This is a genomic window from Pseudomonas sp. 5C2 (assembly GCF_034314155.1).
Classification (GTDB): Bacteria; Pseudomonadota; Gammaproteobacteria; order Pseudomonadales; family Pseudomonadaceae; genus Aquipseudomonas.
On record NZ_JAVIWH010000003.1, the window covers coordinates 318,156 to 343,855 of the forward strand.

Sequence of the window (25,700 nt, forward strand, 5' to 3'; positions counted from 1 at the left end):
AGTTTACCCTGTCCGCACCGATCCAGCCTGTTCCTGTTTTTGTTCCGGCTGTTGTTCCAGGGCAGGTTGCTTGCGCCACTGTGGCAAACCGATCAGCACCACCGCGCTGATGATGACTGCCATCGCCATGCACTCTTCGACGCCGATGTGTTCACCCGCGAACAAAGTACCCAGCAGCACCGCCACGGCTGGGTTGACGTACGCATAGCTGGTCGCGGCCGCCGGGCGCACGTTTTTCAGCAGGTACATGTACGCGCTGAACGCCACGATCGAGCCGAACACCACCAGGTACGCCAAGGCGCCCCAGCCTGCTGCGCTCGGCATTGTGTGCAGATGCTCACCGCTCAAGGCGCTGCCGATCAACAGCACCACACCGGCGACGATCATTTCCGCCCCGCTGGCGATGGGACCGACGGGCAACGGCAGGCTTTTACTCCAGACCGAACCGAACGCCCAAGAGGCTGCCGCGAAAATCACCAGCGCAGCGCCATACGGGCTGGACTGCAGATTGGACCCCATATTAAGCAGGCCGATACCGATCAAGCCCAGGAAGATTCCGGCCCATTCCAGACGGGTGTTGCGATGCCCCCATAACAGACCAAACAGCAGTGTGAACAAGGGCACAACCGCCACAGACAGGGCCGCGACACTGGACGTCACGCCCAAATGTTCGGCCACCGTGATCCCTCCGTTGCCACAGGCGAGCAGCAAAAAGCCGATCATCCCCGCCGCCTTCCATTGCGTCCAGGTCGGTGCAGGGGTCCCGCGAAAGCGCATGAAGGCATAGAGCAGGCACCCGGCAATCAGAAAGCGCACCCCGGCCATCATCAATGGCGGCCAGGACTCGATGCCGATGCGAATCACCAGGTAGGTCGATCCCCAAATCACATACAAAGCAAAGAAAGCGCCAATCAGGAGCAATGGAAAGCGGCGTGAGTTCGACATACCAGGCTCTTAAGTCAGTTTTTATGATGACTTATCTTATGAAAGTGGCAGCGTAAAAATAAGCAGTAAACCCTGTTTATTCACAGCCAATACTTTTCAAAGAACGGATGTTTGGCTTATAAACAGTACTTTCGAAAGTTGGCCAAAGGTGCGTGATGACCCTGGATAAATACGATCGAGTCTTGCTCGATGCGCTGCTGAAAAACGGTCGCGCTTCTTTTGCGCAATTGGCGCGCCTGGTCAACCTGTCGGCCCCCGCAGTGGCCGAACGCGTGGCCAAGCTGGAGGCCTGCGGCGTCATCACCGGCTATGAGGCGAAAGTGGACATGGCCAAGGTCGGCCTGCCGATTCAATGCGTGATCGAGTTGCGCCTGGCCAGCCATGGTAATCAGCAGGCCTACGATGATCTGGTGCGGATTCCCGAGCTGACCCAATGCCACCGCGTCACGGGGGACCCGTGCGTGATCATGCAGGCGGCTGTCGGTTCGATGCCGGAATTGGAGGACCTGATCAACCGGGTGGCACAGTTCGGTTTCAGCAAAACCTCAATCGTGCTGTCGACAGCGATTGATCGGCGCATGCCGCTGGGCCATCTGGACGGTAACGGGAAAGCCTGAAAGGCCGCGCTTAAAAACCGCGCTGACGCTTCAGGGCTTCGCTGATTTTAGCTGCGGGGACTTTCTGCAAGGTGCACAGGAACTGATGGGACACCCCGGCGATGCCATGAGTCTGCCGCAGTTCATTGGCCAGGTGCGCCGTGAGGTTGGCCGCCATCTCCGCATCGGCCATGGCCCTGTGCGCCTTGCCCGTGTGCGGTAGCTTGGCCCACGTAGTCAGGGTGCCCAGTTTGTGGTTCGGTGCACCCGGCATCAAGCGGCGCGCCAACAGCATCGAACAGGCAAAGCTTTGTTCGCGACTGCGTTGAATGCGCGACAGTTCGTAGTCCCAGAACTTCTGGTCGAATGAGGCGTTATGCGCCACCAGCGGCGTGGTGCCGACAAAATCTGCCACTTCATTCATGACCTGAGTCGCCGACGGTGCCGTGCGCAGCATGCTGTTGCTGATGCCGGTCAGCCCTTCGATAAACGCGGGGATACGCACCCCGGCATTCATCAGGCTTTGGTAACGCTCGACAATGCGCCCCTGCTCCATGATCACCACGGCAATCTCGGTGGCCCGACAGCTGTTGTTGGGGGAAATGCCGGTGGTTTCAAAGTCGATGACTGCAATGCGTTCCAAACGTGATCCAACCCGTCAAAAATTTCAAAAACAAAAAAGTCAGTGTTTCAGCCGATCAGTTTTTCAACAGCAGCGCGCCTTCGATCGGCACATAACGGCTGGCGGCGCGAATCAGTGAGTTGGCGGTCAACCCTGGCACGCCATAGGCGATGGCCTCAACCCCGTGTTTGCTGATGATACGCTCAAGCAGCAGATCGAAGTCGCCATCACCCGACGCCAACACCACCTCATCGACATGCGGCGCGGCGTCCATGATATCGATGGTGATACCTACGTCCCAATCGCCCTTGGCCGAGCCGTCGCTGCGCTGGATGTAAGGTTTGAGTTTCACGGTAAAACCCAGATTGCGCAGAATCTGCTGGAACTGCTGCTGTTTGCTGTCACCCCGATCAATGGCGTAGGCATACGCCTCGACAATCTGCCCGCGCTGGCTGATATCGGCCCACAGGGCGGCGTAGTTGAAGTGGCAACCATAAGCCTGGCGCACGGTGTAATAGAGGTTCTGTACATCGGCGAACACCGCAATTTTCTTCACCGGAAATCCTCATGGCGCAGGCGTGCGCAAGCTGGCAGCAACGACCCGGGAATTGGGTCGGTGCTCAGTATGCCAGCTTGGGGGATATTTGAAGAGAAGGGGTGTTACCCCTGTAGACGTACTTCAATCAGACGAACGAGTCGTCATCGTCGGAAAACGAACCGCCGTCATCATTGCCGTAGTCGGTATCGGCGAAGCCACCCTGGTCGTTGCCATAGCCACTGTTGTCGGTCACGCGCTGATTGTCGTTACCCCAGTCATTATTGCTGCTGTTGTCATTGGCCTGGCTTGGCTCTTCCTTGATCACCTCGACCACTTCTTGCGGTTGCTGGTTGTTATGGAACAGGCTACTGATGCCTTGTGCCAACATCACACCACCCGCTACACCGGCTGCCGTCTTCAATGCGCCACCGAGAAATCCACTGCCGATAGGCGCGGCAGGTGCTTGTGGTTGAAACTGGCCTTGAGGCGGGGCAGCGTAATTGCCTTGTGGAGCGTTGTATGGTGGTGGGCTTGCCGAAGGTGCTGGTTCGCGCCAGCCACCGGAAGAAGGCTGCGCGGCTGCCGGACGAGGTTGCGAGAACGATTGTGGCTGGGCTTGAGGCTGGGCATCGCGCGAGCCACCAAAGATGCTCGACAGGAAACCGCCGCCGCTTGGCGCCGGAGCCGCCGCCTGAGCTTGCGCTTGCGCTTGTTGCAGTTGGGCCTGCAGTTGCTTGACCTGCTCGGCGAGCTGTTTGCCGTGCTCATCGAGTTGTTTGATCGCCGCTTCTTGCACCAGGATCGCCTGCGCCATGTAGTACGGGGCGGCTGGCTGCTGGTTCAGGTGCTCCTTGATCCGTGCTTCAGCCTGGGCATCCCGGGGGGCTGAATCCGCTTCGGCTTGTCTCACTTTCGAGAACAGGCCATCGATCAGGGTTTGTTCTTCGCTGTTCATGGCGACCTCGTTAGATTGCCGTTAAAAAACATCGCCCAGTCAGATTGACCAGACGTAATCAAGATAATGGGGTTGATCGACGCCGTTTCAATAGAGGCTTCAAAAAGTTGCCTCACCCGTGGATAGGTCTCTGGGTAAAGTGCGCGGTTGGCCCGCCATCGGCCATACGCTAAAGTGTGGCACCGCTTTTTGCCTTGCGATCCCGATCAATGAATCCGCTGACCGTTCTACAAGACTCGCTGTATTTTTTTCGGCGCAACCTGACCAGCATCCTGATGCTGTGCCTGCCGCTGGTGGTGGTCGAGGCATTGAGTAAACAAATGCTCAGCAATGCACTGGCCGCTGACGCCTCGCCTGCTTACGAATTACTCGTTGGCCTGCTGTTCTACCCGCTGTATACCGGCGCGCTGATTCTGTTCCTGGACGCCCGCACGCGCAGCGAACAACCGCGTAAACGCGATTTGATGGCCATGGCGTTGCGGCTGTGGCCGACCTTTGCCGTACTGTCGGCCTTGAGCACGCTGCTGATCATGTTTGGCTTGTCGATGTTCGTCATTCCCGGCATCTGGGTGATGGTCAAACTGGTGTTCTCCGAGTACCTGCTGGTCTTGCGCGGGATGACGCCACTGGCGGCCATGCGCGAGAGCATCAAGATGACCCAAGGTCATTTTCTGCGGATCCTGGCCTGCGTGCTGTGCGTCTACGTGCCCTTGTCGGTACTTGAAGGGGTCAGCCTGTTCATCCTGCCAGAACCGCTGAGCATGCCGGTTTCCTTGATCATCGACAGCACCAGCAGCTTTTTGCAGTTATTTACCAGCGTCGTGATGTTCCGCTTGTTCATGCTGATCGACGACGCCCCGGAAAAGGTTTGACCTGCCAAGCCTCTGCCCCTTTGGCAACACCTCAGCTATGCTCAGGCTCATCTTGCAACGCGATTCAGTCATTGAACGTTCTGCGTTCTAAGTTGAGCCGATGACCCGTTTATTGCGCTACATCTTGATTGGCCTGTTGGCGATTGGCTTGATGTGCCTGCTGATCTACAACCTGACCTGGCATCCCGCAGCACGCGAGCTGCTGCAGGCCAGTTGTAAAAACCCGGCACCGGTATTGGTGCCCGGCCAAGCACTGAAAGTCATGACCTGGAATATCCAATACCTGGCCGGCAAGCGTTATGTGTTCTGGTACAACATGGCCGATGGCAGCGGCCCGGATGATCGCCCTACGCAGGAAGACACTGCCTACAACCTCGATGAAGTGGTTCGAGTGATCCGCGATGAACAGCCGGACATTATCCTCCTGCAAGAGGTGAACGACGGCGCCAAAAGCACTCACTACGACAACCAGCTGACGTTGCTGCAAGAGCGGCTCAGTGACCTGTTCCCCTGCAGTTCGGAGGCGTTTTACTGGAAGGCCGACTTCATTCCGAGCCCGCATATCTTTGGCAGCGTCGGGATGAAACTGGCCACCCTGAGTCGCTACGAAATCGAACACGCTGAACGCATCCAGCTACCGCAACCCTCGACCCATCCGATTCAGCGCCAGTTCCAGCCCAAACGCGCCCTGCTCGTGAGTTACCTGCCACTGCGCGATGGCGGACAACTGGCAGTGATCAATACGCACCTGGACACCTTCACTCCGAACGACGACACGCTGCAGCGCCAGATAGAGGCGACCGGCAAACTGCTGGATACATTCGAGAGTCGCGGCACGCCTTGGTTGATCGGGGGCGATTTCAATCTGTTGCCCCTCGGACAATACCAACGGCTGGCCCCGGAACTGCGCAGTGAATACATGCCAGACAGTGCATTGCACAGCCTGTGGGACAAGTACCCGATGATCCCGAGCAACACTGAAGTCGGCGGTGTTGATCGCGGCAAGTGGTTGACCCACTTCCCCAACGACCCGCGCATCAGTGGCCCGGACCGGACCGTGGATTACTTTTTCTACAGCCCGCGACTCAAGCGCATAGACGCTCAGGTGCGCGGGGACGACACCCTGTTGATCTCTGATCACTTCCCGGTGATAGCGCGGTTCCTGCTGCCGATGCTGCCTTAAGACCGCATCGCCCACTTCGCGGGTAGCCCGCGCGGTCGTGCCCAGCAAAGAGTTCGAATAGCTTCCTGTTAACCGGGCACCAGGAAATGTTCGTAGCCAAGGACAGGCGCCTGCCTTGCCGATCCAGATCTGAGCAGAGCAGAGCCATCCTCAGAGTTGCCCTATAGCGCCAATGGAGACCAACTCGAAAAATCTATACTTTTCTTTGGCCGCCGCTTTTCTGGCTAGCTGCTCGGCATCAAAACGACTCAACGTATTGGCATCGTGAATGAACAGGCTCTCTTCGCCTTCGAACTCCCGTGTCACCCGAAGGGTAACGCGAAGCCCGGTGGAAGCTCTTTTTTTAGGCTTCGGTACTGCTGCGGGCGGTGAGACCTGTCTTTGCTCTGGTTCCTCTGGTGCAGCTTCGGCTTTGATATCAAGCCCCAAAGCGTTTCGCATTTCTTGCTCAGTCAGTCCTGTATTCATTACGACATCTTTTTGGGGGAGTTAAGTGCCACTTTATAGACACGAGAGGAGATTGACGCAATGCCCTTTGACGGCATTGTGCAACTCTAACTATTACCCATCTTTTCTGCCCCCGTTTCGATGCTGTCATCACGAGGAGATTTAACGTCTACCTCAAGACGATACCCTGCACTTGGCACGGTCTGTATCAACGAACTGGCAAAACCTTCGTCGAGTTTGCAGCGCAAGCGATAAATATGCTTATCGATCACATTGTCGTTAGGGTCAAACTCGTAATCCCAGGCGCTCTCCAGAAGCATGCTGCGGGTCACGATCTCACCGCTGTGGCGCATCAGCTTTTCCAATATCAAGGTTTCCCGATAGGCTAATGCGATGGTACGCCCCTGGCGAGTTGCCTGGCGTGTAGCACAATCAAGATGGAGTTCCCCCGCCCGGAGTGTTCGCGAAGGGCCAGGAACCTGACCCCGTGTCCGCAGCAAGGCGTCCACTCGGGCCAGCACTTCAATAAAGGCATAGGGCTTGGCAAGATAGTCATCGCATCCGGCCTGCAGACCTTCGACCCGTTGAGCGGTCGAGGCCAGCGCGCTTAGCATCAGTATCGGCGTGTGCAACTGCCGGCGGCGTAATTCACGCACAAGCGCCAAGCCATCCATTCCCGGCAACTTGCGATCGACGACAAGCACGTCATACAACTCCTCGAGCGCCATCGCCAAGCCTTGTCGGCCTTCTTCGGCGACATCGACGATATGGCCGCTTTCACTCAAGCCGCGTAACAGATAAGCCGACGCGCGAGCATCGTCTTCAATTACCAGGATGCGCACACGCAGCCCTCCGATAGCGAACCTAAACTTTCTTTCATGTTCACGCGACCTGTGCGTTTACTTCGGTTTGGCACACTATGCCACTGAAAGGGTCGAGGGCCAGCGCCACGCCCCATCTGTCCGCCCAACCGAGGCCTGTGCAACGCTCATGACCCATGTTCTAGTCGTCGAGGACGACCCCACCACTGCCCGCGAAATCGAAGCAGCCTTGCAGGATCATGGCTTTGACGTGACCTGCTCCAACAACGGTCGCGACGGCCTGTTAAAAGCCATTGGCGACACGTTCGACATTATCGTCTTGGATCGTATGCTTCCCGGTGCCCTGGATGGACTAGGCATGCTCACCGCCTTGCGCGCATCAGGTGTCGCGACGCCGGTGCTGATTCTCAGTGCGCTGAGCGCACTCGACGAACGGGTTCGCGGCTTGCGTGCTGGCGGTGATGATTACCTGACCAAGCCATTCGAGTTCATCGAGTTGACCGCACGTCTGGATGCCCTGAGCCGACGGCGTATCGCGCAACCGGACCAAGAGCGGGAAAGTCGTCTACGGGTCGCCAATCTTGATCTTGATCTGTTACGTCGCACCGTGCGCCGAGGTGATAGGCAGATAGACCTCTTACCCCGGGAGTATGCCCTGCTTGAATACCTGGTTCAGCATGCAGGCCAAGTGGTGACCCGCACGATGATGTTCGAAGCCGTCTGGAATTACAGCTACGACGAGCGCACCAACGTGATTGAAGTACATATCGGGCGCTTGCGCCGCAAGATCGATGCCGAAGGCGAAGAACAGATGATCCATACCATTCGCGGAGCCGGCTATGTTCTCCGCTCACCTGCGTGAAATACCGCGCACCATCAGCTTTCGTACCGCGCTGATGTTTCTGGCGCTGTTCGGCTGTTCGTTCCTTGCCCTGTTTGGCTACATATATTGGCAGACGACCGGCTATTTGAAGTCAGAAGTTGACGCATCGCTGTACCACCAGATCGACATCCGCAGCCGACAAGCGCCTGCATTGCGACAACAGGAAATCCGTCAGCATACCGAACAGGACACAGAGAGTCGTACCCCACACGCCTTATTCAGCGCCGATGATCAGCTGATAGCGGGTGCGATCCAGACGTTACCCGATTTCAAGCGTTACGACAGACCCTATCAGGTCGTATGGCATAAACAGAACGAACACAGTCGTCCCATTCGCTTCATGGTTCACCAACTGGAAAACGGGCAAAAACTGCTGGTGGCTCAAGACATCTACGATATTCATGAATTCGACGAGCTGTTGATTAATGCGTTGATCTCTGGGGGCGCGCTGCTGGTGGTGGTCGGCCTGCTCGGAGCGATCACTCTTGGCTATTCCGCCAGACGCCGGCTGGACGCCCTTAGTCGTTCGATAGAACGGATCATAGAGGGTGATCTCAGCAAGCGTTTGCCGACTCGCGGTAACCGGGATGACATTGACCGTACAGCCAGCGTCGTCAACGGTATGCTCGATGAACTCGAACGTCTGATGAGTGAAGTCAAAGGTGTCTGTGACGACATCGCCCACGATCTGCGCACTCCACTCACCCGCCTGATCGCCGGACTGGAACGCGCCCAGCGACGCAGCCTGAGCAAGGATGAATATGCGACAGCCATTGACTCGGCCATTGAAGAGGCCATGGGTCTTTTGCAGACATTTCGAGCGCTGCTGCGCATCTCCGAAATTGAAAGCAGTGCCCGACGCAGCAACTTCGCCATGGTCGACCTGAACCGGATCGCGGCAGATGCCACGGAACTGTTCGAGCCGCTGGCCGAAGAGCGAGGCATGACTCTGGAACTGGTTCCCAGCAAAAAACCGGCAAATCTGTCAGGGGATCCTCAGTTGCTGTTCGATGCCGCCTGTAACCTGCTCGACAACGCCATCAAGTTCTCACCCGATGGCGGCCGCGTTCAGGTCATCGTGGTTGCTGACGCGACCCATAGCGGAATCCGCGTCAAAGACAATGGGCCTGGCATTCCGCAGGCTGAGCGCGAAGCCGTGTTCCGTCGACTATACCGTTCCGAGTCCAGCCGCCACATGGCGGGCAATGGACTCGGCTTAAGCATGGTGTCTGCGGTTGCCCGCCTGCATGACATGACATTACAGGTGCAGGACGCGCAGCCGGGGTGCCAGATCGACCTGGTGGGTAAAGCGCTGTCAGTTTGAGAGCGCGGTATCGCCAGCGTCGGTATTTTGGCTGCTGACCACGGTCAGTGGCATGCCCGGACCCATATTGCGCCATCGGCTTCTGCCATGGCGCTGACGGAAACACCCAATCACTCGGTCTGCTCGCTCGACAGCACACGTTTTTTGTTCACGTGGGCAATAGCCTAATAACCTTTTTCAATTTCGTATTGATAAGCCAGTTTCAGGCAACCCTGAACTTGATGCTCACGGTGATCCCCTATCTGCATGGACATCGAACCTATAAAACAATCCTGTCGAAAAGTTTATGCACCGGGGAACAGCCTGAAAGGTTGCCCGCTTTAGAATGAGCGCAAGCCTGAAGCTTATGCCAGTCACCTTCGAACTGGCATTACCTTAACCGTGGAGATTCCCCAATGAAAACCCTTAAAGCTCTTTTGATCGTCAGCCTGATGAGTGCCTCCGTAGCGGCGTTGGCTGAAGGTGGTGGAGACCGCGTAGTAGCACGGATGGACGCCGCTCGTGAGGTCTCAATGACGCACTACCAGCAGGCCAAACATGACCAGGCCGTAGTGATTGCACAGAAAGCGGTCAACCACGATGTTGAACGTTCCAACTAACAATGAACCGCCCATTCATTCAACGGGGTCGCCATGCGCTTGAAGTGTCATGGGATTCAGTGGGCCGCCGTATAGAACCTGAGGTGAATCGAGGACTTGCTCGCCATATGGCGGCAGGACTCGACGTGGTAACGGCGATAGACGTATCGGGCCCCAGGCGTAGTCCAACCGGCCCGGATTGCACGTTCAAATGGACGAGCGTCATCCCGGTTATGCGCGGCAAGACAGAATGGCAGCGCTGAACCATAAGATCAGTTTCATGTCACCACGGAACATCATTCCGTTACCTGAATCATATTCAAAGCGGAGCAGTTTCCGCGATGGCGCGCGTTACGCGAATGATCATCAACGTGTCAAAATCTACAATCCATTTACCCAAGAAACTCTATTAAAGCCCTCTTCACCTGAGCTAACTACTCACGGGGGCTTCATCAACAAACACAGACACTCAGGCGTACTTCTTACATCAGAGAGACTCACTTAATGAATTAACTCTGGTTTGGCTTTGACGGAACGTTGACCTTCCACAGCGTACATTGCGCCCGCCTGTACTTCGCGCTACCGCTTGTTCGTTGCCCCCTAACATAGACATGGCGTCCGCAGTGGATATAGGTTGATCCGGGGCGAACGGCGGCTTTTTAAAACGCTGTACTTCATAGTTCTAATCCGATTTCAGGAGCACATCCCCCCTATGAGCACCCCTCTCCATCTGAACAAGTTGCCGGAAATAACCCTGGCGTTCTGGGTGATGAAAATCTGTGCCACCACCCTCGGCGAGACCGCTGGCGATTTACTGTCGATGACACTGAATGTGGGGTATGCGATCAGCTCGCTGATTCTGATAAGCGCCTTCCTGATTACACTTGGCTTGCAGCTGTTTTCGAAGAGCTATAAGCCGGTGTTGTACTGGATCGTTATTCTCTCCACCAGTACCGCAGGCACCACCATGTCGGACTTTATGGATCGCACCCTGGGCCTGGGCTATGCGTCCGGCTCGCTGATTCTGATCAGCCTGTTGATCGCGATTTTTGCCGTCTGGCGATTGAGCGAAAAAAGCCTGTCGGTGAACAACATCCACACCACTAAAGGCGAGCTGTTCTATTGGGCGGCCATTCTGATTTCCAACACGCTGGGGACAGCGTTAGGCGATTACCTGGCGGATGACTCCGGCCTGGGCTTTGCCGGCGGCGCACTGCTGATCGGGACGGCAATTGCCGCAGTGGTGTTGGCCAAGTTCTACACGCGGATTTCCACCGTGCTGCTCTTCTGGTTGGCGTTTGTCCTGACCCGACCGTTCGGCGCGACACTCGGTGACTTCCTGACCAAGTCTCATGAAAAAGGTGGTCTGGATTTTGGCACCGTTGGTTCATCGTTAGTACTGGCCGGTGTATTGGTCGTACTGGTGTTCTTCGCCGCCAAGGCCCGCAGCGCCGAAGAAGTGTACGGCTAAACGGTTTATGGAGCAGTGCGAAAATGAAGCCCCGTGTCGAAAAAACGCACAACATAATGTGGTCACTTTTCCAGCACATTTGAGGACGTGTTCGGAGAGCCCCTAGGGCTTACGCGGCTTGATCCGCGCTGTAGCTTCAGCCACCAGAGGGTCTTCGGGCCAGTAGTGTTTCGGGTAACGCCCCTTGAGGTCTTTTTTTACCTCTAGATAGGTGCTGCGCCAGAAGCTGGCCAGGTCCTGAGTCACCTGCACCGGGCGGCGGGCAGGTGACAGCAGGTGCAGTTTGATAATTTGTCGGCCGCCCGCAATGCGCGGGGTTTCAGCCAAGCCGAACAGCTCTTGCAAACGCACCGCCAGAATCGGTGGATGTTCGCTGTAATCCAGACGCACTGAAGAACCGGACGGCACGCTCAGGTGATGCGGCGCCAGCTCATCCAGGCGTTGCGGTAACGGCCACGGCAGCACGTTGTGCAGGATCGACGATAGGTCCAGGTTGGCGAAATGACTGAGGCGCGACACCTTGCCCAGGTAAGGCTGCAACCAGTTCTCCAGGCTCGCGAGCAACGCCGCATCACGCACATCCGGCCATTCGCTATCGGCCTGTTTGTCCAGATCCAGCTGACGCAGCAACGCCACCCGCGCCTGCCATTGGCGCAGCTCGGGGGTCCACGGCAACAGTTCCAGCCCTTTACGCCGAATCAGTGCCAATAACGCCTGGCTGCGGGCGGATTCGTCGAGGCCGGTCAGTGGCTCGCGACTGAGGATCAGTTCGCCCACCTTGCGCTGACGCTCGGCACGGAACACTCCTTCTCGCTCGTCCCACTCCAGATGATCGAGGGCAATCACTTGTTCTGCGAGTACTGAGTCGAACAGTGCCGGATCAAATTCCGCCGCCAGATAAATACGTTCTTCGCGCTGGCCCTGGCGACTACCGAGGTCGGCGACCACCAGCCAGGGTTGTTTCATCAAGGCATCGGCTTCCGCGAACAACGCGGCGCGGCCGTTGGCCAGGCGATATTCAGCGCCACCGGCACGCCGCTGTTGGGCCACGCGATCCGGATAGGCCAGCGCCAGCAAGGCGCCCAACCAGCGTGGGTGATCCGGATCGCTGACCGGGGTGTTCGCCGCTCCGCGCTGCTGCCGCTGCAAAAGACTTCGGTACTGCCGCGCCAGTTGTTTTGCCCGCTGCACCCCGCCTTGAGCGCCACGCGCCGCACGCTCGGTGCCGGCCAGCAAGGTCAGGCGGGAGTGCAGGTCCGCACCGCCGCCACGCAAGATGTCACGCTCGCCGAGCAAGGCCGCGACGTCACAGGCCAGTTCGCCCAGACCCAACGCCTGACCGCGCAACAGTAAATGCGCGATGCGTGGATGCGCGGGCAGCTCAGCCATGGCCTGGCCGTGCCCGGTGAGTTTCCAGTCTTCACCCGATTTCCGGGTCAGCGCGCCCAACCGGCCGAGCAGGTCCTGAGCTTGCGCATAGGCCGCCGCCGGTGGCTGGTCGAGCCACACCAATTGCGCCGGCGTAACGCCCCAGCGCGCCAGTTGCAAGGCAAGCCCTGCCAGATCCGCCTGAAGAATTTCTGCCGTGCCATAGGCGGCCAATTGATCGTGCTGGGCTTCGGACCACAGCCGATAACACACGCCCGGCTCCAGTCGCCCCGCCCGCCCAGCGCGCTGGGTGGCACTGGCGCGGGAGATGCGCTGAGTGTCGAGACGCGTCATGCCGCTGCCGGGATCGAAACGCGGCACGCGCGCCAATCCCGCATCGATCACCACCCGCACCCCATCAATGGTCAGACTGGTCTCGGCGATATTGGTCGCCAGCACCACTTTGCGTGTGCCGCTCGGCGCGGGCTCGATAGCCGCGCGCTGGGCATTCAAGTCCAGCTCGCCGTGCAACGGACACAGCAAAATATCGTGGCGCTCGCCAAGAACCTCGGCCAATTGTTGATTGACCCTACGAATCTCGGCCTGCCCCGGCAGGAACACCAGCACGCTGCCCGACTCATCACCCAGCGCATCGAGTACGGTTTGCACCACCCTAGGCTCGATAAATTCACCGACCTGAAAGGTTCGCCCCCAGCGCATCGCCACCGGAAACATGCGCCCGTCACTGCGGACAACAGGCGCATCGCCCAGCAGACTGGACAGCCGTTCACCTTCCAGCGTCGCCGACATCAACAGAATCTTTAGCGGTTGCTCGTCCCGGAACAGCCCCCGTCCATTCAGACTCAAGGCCAGTGCGAGGTCGGCATCCAGGCTGCGCTCGTGGAACTCATCGAAGATCAGCAGGCCGACGCCTTCCAGCGCCGGATCGTCCTGCAAGCGACGGGTGAGAATACCTTCCGTGACCACTTCGATTCGGGTCGTGGGACCAACTTTGCTTTCCAGGCGGATCCGATAGCCGACGGTTTCACCGACTTTTTCGCCCAACTCCCAGGCCAACCGCTCAGCCGCCGCTCGCGCTGCCAACCGCCGCGGCTCAAGCATCAGGATGGTCTGCCCGGCGAGCCACGGCTCTTGCAACAGCGCCAGGGGCACACGCGTGGTTTTACCGGCACCGGGCGGTGCTTCGAGCACCGCTTCGTGGCGCGCCGCCAGGGCATCGCGCAAGGCAGGCAGGACAGCATCGATTGGCAGAGAAATCATGGCAGCTCCAGAACAGGCTACCGATTATACGGGGCCGGCGTCATCGCACGAAGGGCGACTGCAATAGTCTTAGCCATGAAGCATTTGCCTTGTATAGTTACCCCCATCATTCAGGAGATCTTTATGCGCATTCCTTCCCGCATTATCGGCGGCGTTCTGGTCGCTGCCTTACTGACCCAAATGACCGCCTGCGGCAGCATTTTCTTCCCCGACCGCCGTGGACAAATCGACGGCAAGGTCGACCCCCTGGTGATCGGTCTTGATGCAATCGGCCTGTTGTTCTACATCATTCCCGGTTTGATCGCCTTTGGCGTCGACTTTGCCACCGGTGCTATCTATTTGCCCGGCGGCAGCACCGCCCAGGTCAGCCCTGAAAAGCTGCAACCGGCGATCAAGGCTGACGGCAGCGTCGATAACAGCAAACTGCAAGCAATCCTCGAAAAAGAGCTGGGCCGCAGCCTGCCGCTCAATGACCCACGCCTGATCCAGCACCGTGGCAGCGCGCAACAGTTGGCGATGTACGGCCTGCAACCGTCCGCCTGATTTAGGAAAGCACCATGACCACCCTCCCCGAACACGCGCGCCTGTTGCGTCTGGCGACCCGTGCTTCACTGGCTGTCGCGAGCATCCTGATCGTCACCAAAGGCATTGCCTGGTGGCTGAGTGGCTCGATCAGCCTGCTGGCCGGGTTGACCGACTCGGCGCTCGATGGCGTGGCGTCGTTCCTCAATCTGCTGGCGGTGCATTATGCGTTGCGTCCGGCCGATGACGATCACCGGTACGGCCACGGCAAGGCGGAAGCACTGTCAGGCATTGCCCAGGCGCTGTTCATCGCCACGAGTGCGATGCTGATCGCCTATCAAGCGGTCGAACGGATTCTCCACCCGGAGCCGTTGGGGGCGCCGGGGTTGGGGATTGCGGTGATGGTGTTGTCGATAGTGCTGACGGTGGCACTGCTAATGCTGCAGTACAAGGTCATCCGCGAAACCGGCTCGACCGCCATCCGCGCCGACTCCCTGCATTACCGTTCCGACCTGCTGCTGAACGCCAGTATCCTGCTGGCGCTGATCCTTGCCCTGTTCGGCTGGCAACAACTGGACGCGTATTTTGGTCTGACAATCGCCGTGTACATTTTGTGGAGCGCGGTCCAGATCGCTCGCGAAACCGTGTCGGTGCTCATGGATCAAGAACTACCGCCGGATGTCAGCCAGAGCATGCTGGACATGGCGTGCAGCGTGCCCGGCGTACTGGGCGCCCATGACATACGCACCCGGATATCGGGCAATCATTGGTTCGTTCAGTTGCACCTGGAACTGCCAGGGCATTTGACCCTGTCCGTCGCCCACGCTCTGTGTGACCAAGCAGCCGATGCCATCCAGGAAGCGTTCCCGAAGGCCGAAGTGCTGGTGCACGCCGACCCGCGAGAAGTGCTCGAACCCAGCGTTAGTTGACGCTGTAACCGCGCCCTGCAAGGCAAGCAGCCATCGAACGGCGGTAGATGTCCGCAACCGAGGCCGGAGGCGCATAGGCTGCGGCTGCCGGGTCAAAGCCGCTTTGGTTCACGCCCCACATATGGCACTCGTACATATCCTGCTGTTGCTGCTCGGGACCCTGACCGTTGGCGGGGTAAGCCACGGGATCATAGCCATTGGTTTGCACCTGCTGCGGTGGCGGACCTGGGGCATAGATGGGCTCGATACCCTGCGGCGGAGTGGCGACAACATAGTCCTGAGTCTCCGCCTGATACACGTAATAGGTACCCGCAGCCAGGAAGAACAACGTGCTGCCCAGCCAGACCTCTTGCGAAAACGACGGCAAGCTGCGCACATGAATCCCGTAGGGCGGCGTCACTATCACGTAGCGCGGGCCTTGTGGGCGATACCAGTAACCACCGGAATAAAAGTAATCCTGTCCACGCCAGCCAATACGCGAATGGCTGCTTGGCATACGGTCTATCTCATACCCGGGACGGTACTGCGGGCCTGAGCCCCAACCGTTGCCATGCCCATCGGGCCGGCCTTGCCAATGGTCATTACCAGGTCGCCCGTCGCCACCGCCAGGGCGCGGCGAGTTGCCGCTCTGCCAGTGTTGATTCTGGTTTGAATTGCCCTGACGAGGATTGTCCTGGTAATAACCCTGACGCGGTTGCTGGGTTTGCCGCACCTCGTCGGGGCGACTCTGGATGGGCAGGCGCTGTTGCTGCTCACGTTGTTGATCCTGCTGACGCTGTTGGTCTTGCTGCTGGCGCTGTTGTTGCTGTACTTGCTGCTGCCGCTGTTGGTCTTGCTGCTGGCGCTGTTGTTGCTGTACCTGCTGCTGACGCTGTTGGTCTTGCTGCTGGCGCTGTTGTTGCTGTACTTGCTGCTGACGTTGTTGGTCTTGCTGCTGGCGCTGTTGCTGCTGTACCTGCTGCTGACGTTGCTGGTCTTGCTGCTGGCGCTGTTGCTGCTGTACCTGCTGCTGACGTTGTTGGTCTTGCTGCTGGCGCTGCTCTTGCCCGAATTCTGGGCGGCCCTGGCCCGAATTGCCCGGACGCTCATGATTCTCGCCGTTACGGCCGTTATCGTTTTGGTTCGGCCCTGAATCATTTCGTTCGTCCGCCAGCACCTGAGCGTTGACACTCAAACACAGCAAACTTACACCTGCCAAACGCCAGATGCGCGATTTCATGCTTTCCTCACTATGGTGCAAATGCCCATTGATAAAACTGCTTTTTGGATGCGCCAGAAGCAGCACTTTAACAGCCCATTCGACATGTGGCGGACGCTTTTAGCTAAAGGTCGCGCACATAAAAAAAGGGAGCCAGTGATGGCCCCCTTCGGGAATTTCGTCCGTGCTCAACGCTTTTGACGCTGGCTCACCTCACGCCGTCTTCTGGACAGTGTGTAGCCCGGGGGCCTGCCCAACCCTGTGGGGTTGGCGGCCGCGGCTGACCTGATTCGGAGAGCCGCGCTGGACGCTATGTCCGGGCAGTGATTCTGGTGTTAAGAATAGGCTTGAGGCAGCAGCAGAGGATTGCGAATATTGCTCAATAAAACATGACTTGCGCAATTTTTAACTTCAGATAGATAATTCAGCGCAATAGATATTATAAAGGGGCATTTAGTGAGCAAACTCGACAGATATGACCTGAACATATTGGCTGAGCTGCAACGTGACGCGCGCATCTCCAACCAAGAACTGGCCGAACGCATCGGCTTGTCGCCATCACCGTGCTCACGACGGGTCAAACAGCTGGAAGACGACGGCTATATTTCCCGCCAGGTTGCGCTGCTAGACCGCAAAAAGCTGGGCCTGAACCTGACCGCCTATGTGCTGATCGGCATGGATCGACACACGCCCGAGCGTTTCGAGCATTTCGAGCAGCAGATTCGCACCCTGCCTCAGGTACTCGAATGCAGTCTGGTGACCGGGATGGACGCTGACTATCAGCTGAAAGTCGTAGTGCCAGACATGGATCATTATCAGAAACTGCTGCTGGGCCATCTGACCCGTATCGACGGCGTCACCAGCGTGCGCTCGAGCTTTGTACTCAATCAGGTGCTGGCCAGTACGGAACTACCGTTGACGCACCTGCGCGGTTAAGCCTCACGCAGCGCCCCGGACTTTCCCGTATAATCGTCGCCCCATTGCCATCCGGTTGGAGATTAATGATGGATATCGATCCTGCGCTATTTGAAGAGTGGATGATGACGATCCTGGTCACCATCCTCGTCGGCTTCATGGGTTTCATCGTCTGGGATCTGGCGAAGAAGTCCAAGGCTGGCAAGTTCGGCACCTTTATTCTGTTCTTCGCACTCGGACTGGGTATCTTCGCCTTTGTGGTCAAAAGCGTTGTGATCGCGTTTATTGAAGCCTGACCGGACAGTCGATCAGCAACAAACCACGCCTCAGAGCGACGCCGGCACTTCCCGCCACTGCCCTTGATCCAGCCCTTCTATAGTCCAGTCGCCGATGCGCACGCGCACCAGCCGCAGGGTTGGCAAGCCGACTGCCGCAGTCATGCGCCGAACCTGACGGTTGCGACCTTCCTTGATCACCAACTCCAGCCAACTGGTCGGTATGCTCTGGCGAAAGCGCACCGGCGGATTGCGCGGCCAAAGCTCAGGCTCGTCCAACTGCCGCGCTTGTGCAGGCAAGGTCGGGCCATCGTTCAGTTCGACACCCTCACGCAAACGCTGCAACTGCTCAGCCGTCGGCTCGCCTTCGACCTGGACCCAGTAGGTCTTCGGCAGCTTGTGTTTGGGATCGGCAATACGCGCCTGTAGCTGACCGTCGTTGGTCAGCAGCAACAAGCCTTCGCTGTCACGGTCCAGTCGCCCAGCCGGGTACACGCCCGGGATCGCAATGAAGTCCTTGAGTGTCGCCCGCCCTTCTCCGTCGCTGAATTGCGTCAGCACATCAAACGGTTTGTTGAACAGGATCAGTTTGGGTTCGGCGGGCGGGGCTTTGGCCACGCGCCGGGTACTCCCTGAGTTGTTGGCGGCAGGACGGCGGGACACTGGGCGTTGGGTGCGGGACATGACGATTCAATATTCGAAAACAGAAAGGGCCACTTTAGTGGCCCTTTCTGTAAATGACTAACCTAACCGATCAATTAACGGAACGGCGGCTCATCGAAGCTGCGCAGTTTGCGTGAGTGCAGCGAGTTGAGTTCGGTGCGCAGCAGGTCCAGGGCGGCGATACCGATTTTCAAATGCTGACTGACCGCACGCTCGTAGAAAGCGTTGGCTGCACCCGGCAGTTTGATTTCACTGTGCAGCGGCTTGTCCGACACACACAGCAGCGTGCCGTAGGGCACCCGCAAGCGATAACCCTGGGCGGCAATCGTGCCGCTTTCCATGTCGACCGCAACCGCCCGTGAGAGGTTGATCAGCGGACGTTCCTGCGCCCAGCGCAATTCCCAATTGCGGTCGTCGTAGGTCAGCACGGTGCCGGTCCGCAAACGCTTCTTCAGTTCATCGCCGCGCTCGCCAGTGACTTGTGCTGCCGCTTCCTGCAACGCGACCTGCACTTCAGCCAGTGCCGGAATCGGGATATTCGGCGGCACGACCCGGTCGAGAATACCGTCGCGGCGCATATACGCATGAGCCAGCACGTAGTCGCCGATGGTTTGCGATTGGCGCAAGCCGCCGCAGTGACCGATCATCAACCAGCAATGCGGGCGCAGTACGGCCAAGTGGTCAGTGATGTTTTTCGCGTTGGACGGGCCGACGCCGATGTTGACCAGGGTTACGCCATGACCGTCGGTCGCTATCAAGTGATAGGCCGGCATCTGGTAGCGGTGCCAGACCACGCCCGCGACGATGGCCTGCGCCTCGCCGTGATCCATGCCTTTGTCGACAACCACGTTGCCTGGCAAGACCATGCGCACGAAGCGCGGGTCATCGCGCAGTTTTTCCAGGCCATGGACGATGAACTGATCGACATAGCGGTGGTAGTTGGTCAACAGAATCCACGGCTGCACATGACGCCAGTCGCTGCCGGTGTAATGCACCAGTCGGCGCAGGGAAAAGTCCACCCGCGCGGCATCGAACAGCGCCAGGGGCAACGGGTCGGTGTTGGCCCAATCGTACAGACCGTCGGCAATACCATCGGTCGCAGCGGACAAGTCAGTACTCGGGAATACCCGCGCCAGCGCCGCAGCGGTAACGCCGGAGCCGGCCAGCTCATCGCCCTGCTCGACCACGTACGGATAAGGAATGTTCTGCTCGCTGACGCCCACTTCCACCGTGATGGTGAAGTCGTTCATCAACGGCACCAATTGCTCGAGCAAATAGTTACGAAACGCCGACGGATGGGTCACGGTGACACTGTAGGTGCCCGGCAACTGGACCTTGGCGTAGGCCCGAGTCGTCAGTGGCACTTCGCCCTGGCACAGATACGTCAGGCGCAATTCCGGGTAGTGGAACAGTTCACGCTCAGCCGCATCCGGCTCGACCCGATCTTTGAGATAGCGCTTGAGCGCCTGACTCAGCGCCCTGGTTGCGCGCTCATGCAGTACAGCAAGCCGGTCCACGGCTTGCTCGGCGGTTTCAACGACAATAAAAGCTTCGGTCACGGTACGCATCCTGTCTGATCTTGCAGACTTGTATCTTGCCTGCATCGTCGGACTAAGGCACTAAGGGCTTTGATGGACAACACGCAAAACCCTGTAGCGGCTACGCTGGATCACCCCACCTGCGGCGACGACCTTGCCACCAGCGCCTCGACATCAATCCCTCGCGGCAACGTGCCATACACCCGGCCCGAGGCTGCCAGTCGACTGGCGATGAACCCGTCGCTGACGCTGGCATTGCCGGCTTCCAGCAAGAGCTTGGCTTGCAGCCCTATGGCGATGTCTTCAGTCAGTTGTCGTGCGCGGTACTGGATGTCAGCGGTGTCCTTGAACGCCGCTTTAAGGTGCTCGATGTGCGCAGCCAACCGTTTGTCGCCGTGGCCATCGCCCAGCTCGTCAAACAACGCATCCAGCACACCGGGTTCTTTGGACAGCGCACGCAGGACGTCCAGGCATTGCACATTGCCAGAGCCTTCCCATGTCGAGTTGACCGGCGCCTCACGGTACAGGCGCGGCAAAATGCTCTCTTCGACATAACCGGCACCGCCCATGCATTCGGCTGCTTCGTTGATCATTGCCGGGGCGCGCTTGCAGATCCAGTATTTGCCCACGGCCGTGACCAATCGGGCGAAGCGTCCTTCTTGCGAGTCTTGCAGATGGTCCAGCGCGCGCCCCATACGCATCGTCAACGCCAGCGCCGCTTCGCTTTCCAGCGCCAGATCGGCCAGGACGTTTTGCATCAACGGCTGCTCGCTGAGCACACGCCCGCCGACGCTGCGATGCGCGCAGTGATGTGCCGCCTGAGTCAGGGCCTGACGCATCAGGGCGCTAGAGCCGACCATGCAATCGAAACGGGTCATGGCCACCATCTCGATAATGGTCGGCACGCCGCGCCCTTCTTCACCGACCATCCAGGCGAGCGCGCCTCGGAACTCGACCTCGCTGGAGGCGTTGGACCAGTTGCCCAGTTTGTTCTTCAGGCGCTGGACGTAGAACTGGTTACGACTGTCGTCAGGACGATGGCGCGGCAGCAAGAAGCAGGTCAGTCCTTTATCGGTCTGTGCCAACGTCAGAAACGCATCGCACATCGGCGCCGAACAGAACCACTTATGCCCAACCAACTCATACGCCTGGCCCGGCCCAGTCACACCGACCGGATAAGCCCGCGTGGTGTTGGCGCGCACGTCGGTGCCACCCTGTTTCTCGGTCATCGCCATGCCGATAGTCACACCCGCCTTGTGGCTGATGCCTACATTGCGTGGGTCATATTCGGTGGCAAGGATTTTTGGCAACCAGATCTCAGCCAGATCAGGCTGGATTTTCAGCGCTGGCACACTGGCAAACGTCATGGTCAACGGACAACCACTGCCAGCTTCAGCCTGACTGTGCAGGTAGCTCATGGCCGCACGTGCGACGTGGGCCCCTGGTTGCGGATCAGTCCAGGGCAGAGACGGCAATCCATGCTCGACCGCCGTGCGCATCAGTTCGTGATAAGCCGGATGAAACTCCACCAGATCGATGCGATGCCCGTAGCGGTCATGACTGACGAACACCGGCTTGTTCTGATTGGCAAGGAACCCGGCCGCCATCAACGGCCCTCCGGCCAGCGCGCCGTAGGTGTCGATCCTCGACTGCGCCCAACCGGCATCGTAACGCTGCGACCACTCTTGCAGGGGCAGGTCGATGCGGTACAAATTGATGCCGTCCAGTGAAGGCGGCTGGTTGGTGACCTCATGGGTCTCGGCGAACTGATGCAGGTTCATTCCTGAGCGCTCCTGTCTTCGCGGACGTGCCAAAGGACACGCCCATGAAACTCAGTGAATCACGCACACAACCCTATAAAAAGTGACATATCCGACTAAATGCCGGCGCTTTCACCCTGCAATTCATCTCAACTTGCTCACCACTGGCCGTGAATAACTGCTGATCCGCACTGCGGCGCCTCTACTTCGCGCTGAAGTTCAACCCGGAGCCTGAAGCAGCTGCCCCGCCCCGGCTCGGACTCATGACTCAAACGGCCGCCCATCCGCTCGACCAATTGCCGGCAGATCGCCAGGCCAATGCCCAAGCCACCGTATTCGCGGGTTATGGAGCCATCGACTTGGAAAAAAGTCTGATACAAGGTCGCCTCATCCAGCCGATGAAAACCAATGCCGGTGTCGATCACTTCAATCAACAAGCTCAGGGTTGCCACATCGTCAGACTGACCCGTCACCCGAACCATGATCGCCCCAGTCTTGGTGAATTTTATCGCGTTATCCAGCAGGCACCCGACGCATTGCTGCAATTTGCCGACATCGCCGAGCACGTTATCAGGCAGCTGCTCATCCAGTTCAATGGCGAAATCCAGGTGCCTATCCTCTGCCAGGCTGGCGTACTGGCCATGCACGCTGGAGAGCAATTGACGCAAACTGAAGGGGCTATTTACCGCGCAAAGCCTGCCGGCCTGCAATTCAGTCAACGTCAAAATCCCATTGATCATACCCATCATGTCTTGGGCAGAGTCGGCAGCGGTCTGTTGATAGAACGTCAGTTCGCTGTCCATCGGTACCGTTTGCATCAATTCCAACGAACCGATCACCCCATTCATTGGCGTACGCAGCTCATGGGTGAGCGTGGCAAGAAACTCGTCCTTCAACCGGTTACTGGTGGCCAACTGCTGATTCAAACGTTCAAGGCTTTGCCCCGCTTCAAAGAGGGTCTGCGCCTGTTGATCCCGCATCATGTTGATTCGGTCAGCCAAGGCCAGCGACAGCAGCGCCACTTCCAGTACCGAGCCGATCTGACTGGAATACATGGTCAGGAAGTTATTGGGCAAATAGCCGAGCAGCATGAACGCATTGATCAGGCCTCCGGTGAGAAACACCGACCAGGCAATGACGAAGTAGCGCGCAACACGCAACCCGTGCAGCCAGGCAGTGATGCCGGTGGCGACCATCACCAGGGTAAACAGCAGCACCAATGCCGTTGCCAGTCGCAGCGCCAAACCGTAGCCGGTAGCCACCGCCAGGACCATGACCACCGAGGCAAAAGCTATCATCAACACGAGCAAGCGATCAAGCCAGCGGCCCCAGACGGGCGTCTGTAAAAAGTGCCGAGAGAACTGACTGGCGAATAACACCGACGCGCCCACCAGAAACGGGGTTGCCGCATTCGCCCACCACGGATTGTTCGGCCACAAGAACTCGATGCCCGCGCCATTCACCGAAATCTGATACAGCCCGAACGAGGCGATATAAAGGATGTAGTACAGGTAACTGGTGTCGCGCACGCTGAGGTAGATGAACAGGTTGTAGACCAACATCCCCAGCAACATGCCGTAAATCAGACCCAACACATAGATGCGCGCAGGTTGCGCTGCGATATAGGCGTGGCTGGACCAGAGGGCGAGTGGCGCCTGGATCGAGCCTTGGCTGGTCAGGCGCAGGTACACCGTCTGCACTTGATTGGCCGGCAGGTCGAGTGCAAAGAGGTAGTTATTCTGTTCAATCTGGCGACTGGAGAAAGGCAGCATATCCCCAGTCTGCCAAGCCACCCGAAAGCGACCGGAAGCGTCGGCGGTGAAGAGGTCGACGTGGTCCATGGGTGGATAGGCCAGCTCCAGCAGCCAATCCCGCTGAACGTCTGGACGTTTGGGGCGAAACTGCAGGTCCAGCTTCAGCCAGAACGCCGAACGTGAATAGCCCGCATTGAGGGTGTCGGCATCCAGCCCACGAAAGAGCGCAGCCGTGGCCGGAGCGCTGACCTCATCGATGGTCGCCTCGCCCGTTACATCTTCGAACACCTGCACCGCCCGCCCTAAAGGCAAGGTACCGGTATCCTCGTCAAACTCAATGGCGCTGGCAAAAAGAGGCACCCAGGCGACCAGCATTATCAGCAAATAGCGCATACAACCCCAGCATGGCCTGTCCGGCTGATCGCAAAGCCCCCTCTCCCTGTGAGACACCGTCAACCTGCAGGTCCTGTTATTAGTATTGAACACGTCAAGGCACGGCTTCATACCCGCGGTCCATTGTGCGTGAGACGGTGTTTTTTGCAAATGTGCTTAGTCGTCCGCAACTGAAGGCACTGTTGCCTCGGTGAGGCTGGCGTGAGCATAGCGGTGAATGACCATGAGGCACCACTCTTTTAATTAAACAAAAGGCTCTATTCCGGGCCTTTCAGGAGAATACGCGCGCAACCGTCGACGTATTCGAGCCATTCAAACAAGCGACGGTCCGGTTCAGCTGTATGAAAAATCCGACACCGGCTAGCGGCTCCGGAAAAAGTTTGGTGGTAAGCTCGCGCACCATGAATACCTATAGCTCCCGCCCCGTTGTCCTCTGTCTCTCCGGCCACGATCCTAGTGGTGGTGCCGGCCTGCAGGCAGATATCGAAGCCCTTCTCGCTCAAGGCTGCCATGCCGCACCGGCAATCACCGCCCTGACCGTGCAAGACACCGTCAATGTCAGCAATTTCCGGGTCCTGGACCGCGAGTGGGTGTTGGCACAAGCCAACGCCGTGCTCAACGACTCGACCGTGGCCGCCGTCAAGCTGGGCATGCTCGGCTCGCTGGAGATGGTCGACACCGTTGTCGAACTGCTCCTGGCGCATCCGCATTTACCCCTGGTCTGCGACCCGGTGCTGCGTGCCGGCGGTGGCGGTCGTCTGGGCAAGGACGAAGTCGGTTACGCCATGCGCGAACGACTGCTGCCACTGGCCACCATCGCGACCCCAAACTTGCCTGAAGCGCGCATCCTTGCCGAACTGCCCGAAGGCACCGCCGATGAATGCGCGGAAAAGCTTCTGCCCTTTTGCCAGCACCTGCTGATCACTGGCGGTCACGGTGACGAAGAACTTATCCACAACCGCCTGTACATCCGCAACGGCGAAACCCGTACGTTCACCTGCCAACGCCTGCCCGGCAGCTACCACGGTTCTGGCTGCACATTGGCCAGTGCACTGGCCGGACGCCTGGCATTGGGGGAACATCTGGTGAGCGCCGTGCAAACGGCGCTCACCTATACTTGGCGTACGTTGCGCGATGCCGAGCAGTTGGGCAAAGGCCAATACGTGCCGCGACGTCTGCCCCTTGATTTCTGCTCGTAAGACCCTGTTTGCCCGTAATGCCGCGCCATGAGGTTTGACCGATGAAACTACGTGGCTTGTACGCCATTACCGACAGCCAACTGCTGGCTGGCAAGTTCCTGTCTTACGTCGAGGCCGCCCTTGAGGGCGGCGTCACTCTGTTGCAGTACCGCGACAAAAGCACCGACGAAACCCGTCGTTTGCGCGAAGCCGACACCCTGCTCAGGCTGTGCGAGCGCTACAACACCAAACTCATCATCAACGATGATGCCGAGCTGGCTGCGCGCCTCGGCGTCGGCGTGCATTTGGGCCAGACTGACGGCTCGATGCCGGTTGCACGTGCCCTGTTACGGCACAAAGCGATCATCGGCGCGACCTGCCATGGCCAACTGGAGCTGGCTGAAAAAGCCAAAGCCGACGGCGCCAGCTACGTCGCGTTCGGGCGTTTCTTCAATTCCAACACCAAACCCGGCGCGCCCACTGCAACCCTTGATCTGCTGGACCAGGCTCGCGCCCGCCTCCATCTGCCGATTGCGGTCATTGGCGGAATCACCCTGGAGAATGCCGCGCCACTGGTGGCCCACGGTGCCGACCTGCTGGCGGTGGTCCACGGCCTGTTCGGCGCGGACAACACCCAGGAAGTCACCCGACGCGCCCGCGCATTCAACGCTTTGTTCAAAACCGCCTGACG

At 58.6% G+C, this 25,700-nt stretch carries 25 protein-coding genes and 1 pseudogene; 14 read left to right on the plus strand and 12 right to left on the minus strand.

Annotated elements, in window-relative coordinates; genetic code table 11:
* Positions 1-3: 3 nt before the first annotated feature.
* Entirely contained in the window at positions 4-945 is a 942-nt protein-coding gene (gene yedA / locus RGU44_RS16195; protein ID WP_322182102.1) for a drug/metabolite exporter YedA, read from the minus strand.
* A 161-nt stretch (positions 946-1,106) separates the two neighbouring features.
* Here yedA and RGU44_RS16200 point away from each other — a divergent pair, with 161 nt between their 5' ends.
* On the plus strand, positions 1,107-1,562 hold the full coding sequence (locus tag RGU44_RS16200) for an Lrp/AsnC family transcriptional regulator (RefSeq protein WP_322182876.1): 456 nt from the start codon (positions 1,107-1,109) through the stop codon (positions 1,560-1,562).
* Between the two features lie 10 nt (positions 1,563-1,572).
* On the opposite strand, the gene RGU44_RS16205 is transcribed toward RGU44_RS16200, so the two are convergent.
* From RGU44_RS16205 to RGU44_RS16215, 3 genes are all read right to left on the minus strand, one after another.
* Positions 1,573-2,184 (minus strand): 3'-5' exonuclease, encoded by a 612-nt coding sequence (locus tag RGU44_RS16205; RefSeq protein ID WP_322182104.1) that lies wholly within the window; start codon positions 2,182-2,184, stop codon positions 1,573-1,575.
* Between the two features lie 55 nt (positions 2,185-2,239).
* Positions 2,240-2,719 carry an NYN domain-containing protein gene (locus RGU44_RS16210; RefSeq protein ID WP_322182106.1) on the minus strand — a complete coding sequence of 160 codons (480 nt, stop codon included), beginning with the start codon at positions 2,717-2,719 and terminating at the stop codon, positions 2,240-2,242.
* A gap of 127 nt (positions 2,720-2,846) precedes the next feature.
* A complete protein-coding gene (locus tag RGU44_RS16215; RefSeq protein WP_322218081.1) occupies positions 2,847-3,656 on the minus strand; it encodes a DUF2076 domain-containing protein in 810 nt (269 codons plus the stop codon).
* A gap of 209 nt (positions 3,657-3,865) precedes the next feature.
* Between RGU44_RS16215 and RGU44_RS16220 the strand changes: the two genes are divergently transcribed.
* Entirely contained in the window at positions 3,866-4,528 is a 663-nt protein-coding gene (locus RGU44_RS16220) for a YciC family protein (RefSeq protein ID WP_322182110.1), read from the plus strand.
* A gap of 100 nt (positions 4,529-4,628) precedes the next feature.
* Positions 4,629-5,711 carry an endonuclease/exonuclease/phosphatase family protein gene (locus RGU44_RS16225; protein WP_322182112.1) on the plus strand — a complete coding sequence of 361 codons (1,083 nt, stop codon included), beginning with the start codon at positions 4,629-4,631 and terminating at the stop codon, positions 5,709-5,711.
* A 150-nt stretch (positions 5,712-5,861) separates the two neighbouring features.
* Here the strand turns inward: RGU44_RS16225 and RGU44_RS16230 are convergent, their stop codons facing one another.
* Positions 5,862-6,179, minus strand: a complete 318-nt coding sequence (locus RGU44_RS16230; RefSeq protein WP_322182114.1) for a hypothetical protein — start codon at positions 6,177-6,179, stop codon at positions 5,862-5,864.
* A gap of 86 nt (positions 6,180-6,265) precedes the next feature.
* Positions 6,266-7,000, minus strand: a complete 735-nt coding sequence (locus tag RGU44_RS16235) for a response regulator transcription factor (protein ID WP_322218085.1) — start codon at positions 6,998-7,000, stop codon at positions 6,266-6,268.
* 148 nt (positions 7,001-7,148) lie between these two features.
* Between RGU44_RS16235 and RGU44_RS16240 the strand changes: the two genes are divergently transcribed.
* From RGU44_RS16240 to RGU44_RS16255, 4 genes are all read left to right on the plus strand, one after another.
* Positions 7,149-7,841, plus strand: coding sequence for a response regulator transcription factor (locus tag RGU44_RS16240; RefSeq protein WP_322182118.1), 693 nt, complete (start codon positions 7,149-7,151; stop codon positions 7,839-7,841).
* Positions 7,819-9,186: a sensor histidine kinase gene (locus RGU44_RS16245; RefSeq protein ID WP_322218088.1), complete on the plus strand. Its 1,368-nt coding sequence runs from the start codon at positions 7,819-7,821 to the stop codon at positions 9,184-9,186. Before RGU44_RS16240 ends, RGU44_RS16245 begins: the two co-directional genes overlap by 23 nt.
* A gap of 395 nt (positions 9,187-9,581) precedes the next feature.
* The gene (locus RGU44_RS16250; protein ID WP_322182122.1) at positions 9,582-9,785 is read left to right on the plus strand and encodes a co-regulatory protein PtrA N-terminal domain-containing protein; all 204 of its coding nucleotides are present in this window, start codon (positions 9,582-9,584) and stop codon (positions 9,783-9,785) included.
* Between the two features lie 709 nt (positions 9,786-10,494).
* On the plus strand, positions 10,495-11,235 hold the full coding sequence (locus tag RGU44_RS16255; RefSeq protein WP_322182877.1) for a hypothetical protein: 741 nt from the start codon (positions 10,495-10,497) through the stop codon (positions 11,233-11,235).
* Positions 11,236-11,337: 102 nt separating this feature from the next.
* Here the strand turns inward: RGU44_RS16255 and hrpB are convergent, their stop codons facing one another.
* A complete protein-coding gene (hrpB, locus tag RGU44_RS16260) occupies positions 11,338-13,884 on the minus strand; it encodes an ATP-dependent helicase HrpB (RefSeq protein ID WP_322182124.1) in 2,547 nt (848 codons plus the stop codon).
* Between the two features lie 123 nt (positions 13,885-14,007).
* Between hrpB and RGU44_RS16265 the strand changes: the two genes are divergently transcribed.
* Together RGU44_RS16265 and RGU44_RS16270 are read left to right on the plus strand one after the other, a co-directional pair.
* On the plus strand, positions 14,008-14,427 hold the full coding sequence (locus RGU44_RS16265) for a polyribonucleotide nucleotidyltransferase (RefSeq protein ID WP_322218091.1): 420 nt from the start codon (positions 14,008-14,010) through the stop codon (positions 14,425-14,427).
* 14 nt (positions 14,428-14,441) lie between these two features.
* Positions 14,442-15,335 (plus strand): cation diffusion facilitator family transporter, encoded by an 894-nt coding sequence (locus RGU44_RS16270; protein WP_322218094.1) that lies wholly within the window; start codon positions 14,442-14,444, stop codon positions 15,333-15,335.
* On the opposite strand, the gene RGU44_RS16275 is transcribed toward RGU44_RS16270, so the two are convergent.
* Complete coding sequence (locus RGU44_RS16275) at positions 15,328-16,047, minus strand: DUF6515 family protein (protein WP_322218097.1); 720 nt, start codon at positions 16,045-16,047, stop codon at positions 15,328-15,330. The two genes, RGU44_RS16270 and RGU44_RS16275, sit on opposite strands and share 8 nt — an antisense overlap.
* On the opposite strand from RGU44_RS16275, the gene RGU44_RS16280 reads away from it, so the two are divergent.
* From RGU44_RS16280 to RGU44_RS16290, 3 genes are all read left to right on the plus strand, one after another.
* Positions 16,039-16,467 (plus strand): hypothetical protein, encoded by a 429-nt coding sequence (locus RGU44_RS16280; RefSeq protein ID WP_416152010.1) that lies wholly within the window; start codon positions 16,039-16,041, stop codon positions 16,465-16,467. The genes RGU44_RS16275 and RGU44_RS16280 overlap by 9 nt on opposite strands.
* Positions 16,468-16,989: 522 nt before the next feature.
* Positions 16,990-17,469 (plus strand): Lrp/AsnC family transcriptional regulator, encoded by a 480-nt coding sequence (locus tag RGU44_RS16285; RefSeq protein ID WP_219062658.1) that lies wholly within the window; start codon positions 16,990-16,992, stop codon positions 17,467-17,469.
* A 74-nt stretch (positions 17,470-17,543) separates the two neighbouring features.
* Positions 17,544-17,744, plus strand: a complete 201-nt coding sequence (locus RGU44_RS16290; protein ID WP_219062813.1) for a DUF2788 domain-containing protein — start codon at positions 17,544-17,546, stop codon at positions 17,742-17,744.
* 30 nt (positions 17,745-17,774) lie between these two features.
* Here RGU44_RS16290 and RGU44_RS16295 read toward each other — a convergent pair whose 3' ends face one another.
* The 4 genes and pseudogenes from RGU44_RS16295 to RGU44_RS16310 form a co-directional block, all read right to left on the minus strand.
* The gene (locus RGU44_RS16295; RefSeq protein ID WP_322182879.1) at positions 17,775-18,341 is read right to left on the minus strand and encodes an rRNA large subunit pseudouridine synthase E; all 567 of its coding nucleotides are present in this window, start codon (positions 18,339-18,341) and stop codon (positions 17,775-17,777) included.
* 140 nt (positions 18,342-18,481) lie between these two features.
* Positions 18,482-19,954 (minus strand): AMP nucleosidase, encoded by a 1,473-nt coding sequence (gene amn / locus RGU44_RS16300; RefSeq protein ID WP_407074619.1) that lies wholly within the window; start codon positions 19,952-19,954, stop codon positions 18,482-18,484.
* Positions 19,955-20,055: 101 nt separating this feature from the next.
* The gene (locus RGU44_RS16305) at positions 20,056-21,705 is read right to left on the minus strand and encodes an acyl-CoA dehydrogenase family protein (protein WP_322182135.1); all 1,650 of its coding nucleotides are present in this window, start codon (positions 21,703-21,705) and stop codon (positions 20,056-20,058) included.
* Positions 21,706-21,878: 173 nt separating this feature from the next.
* A pseudogene (locus tag RGU44_RS16310) lies at positions 21,879-23,831 on the minus strand (7TM diverse intracellular signaling domain-containing protein); the annotation flags it as partial.
* Between the two features lie 401 nt (positions 23,832-24,232).
* Here RGU44_RS16310 and RGU44_RS16315 point away from each other — a divergent pair.
* Positions 24,233-25,030, plus strand: coding sequence for a hydroxymethylpyrimidine/phosphomethylpyrimidine kinase (locus tag RGU44_RS16315; RefSeq protein WP_322182137.1), 798 nt, complete (start codon positions 24,233-24,235; stop codon positions 25,028-25,030).
* A gap of 41 nt (positions 25,031-25,071) precedes the next feature.
* On the plus strand, positions 25,072-25,698 hold the full coding sequence (gene thiE, locus RGU44_RS16320) for a thiamine phosphate synthase (RefSeq protein ID WP_322182139.1): 627 nt from the start codon (positions 25,072-25,074) through the stop codon (positions 25,696-25,698).
* The last annotated feature ends 2 nt before the right edge of the window (positions 25,699-25,700 follow it).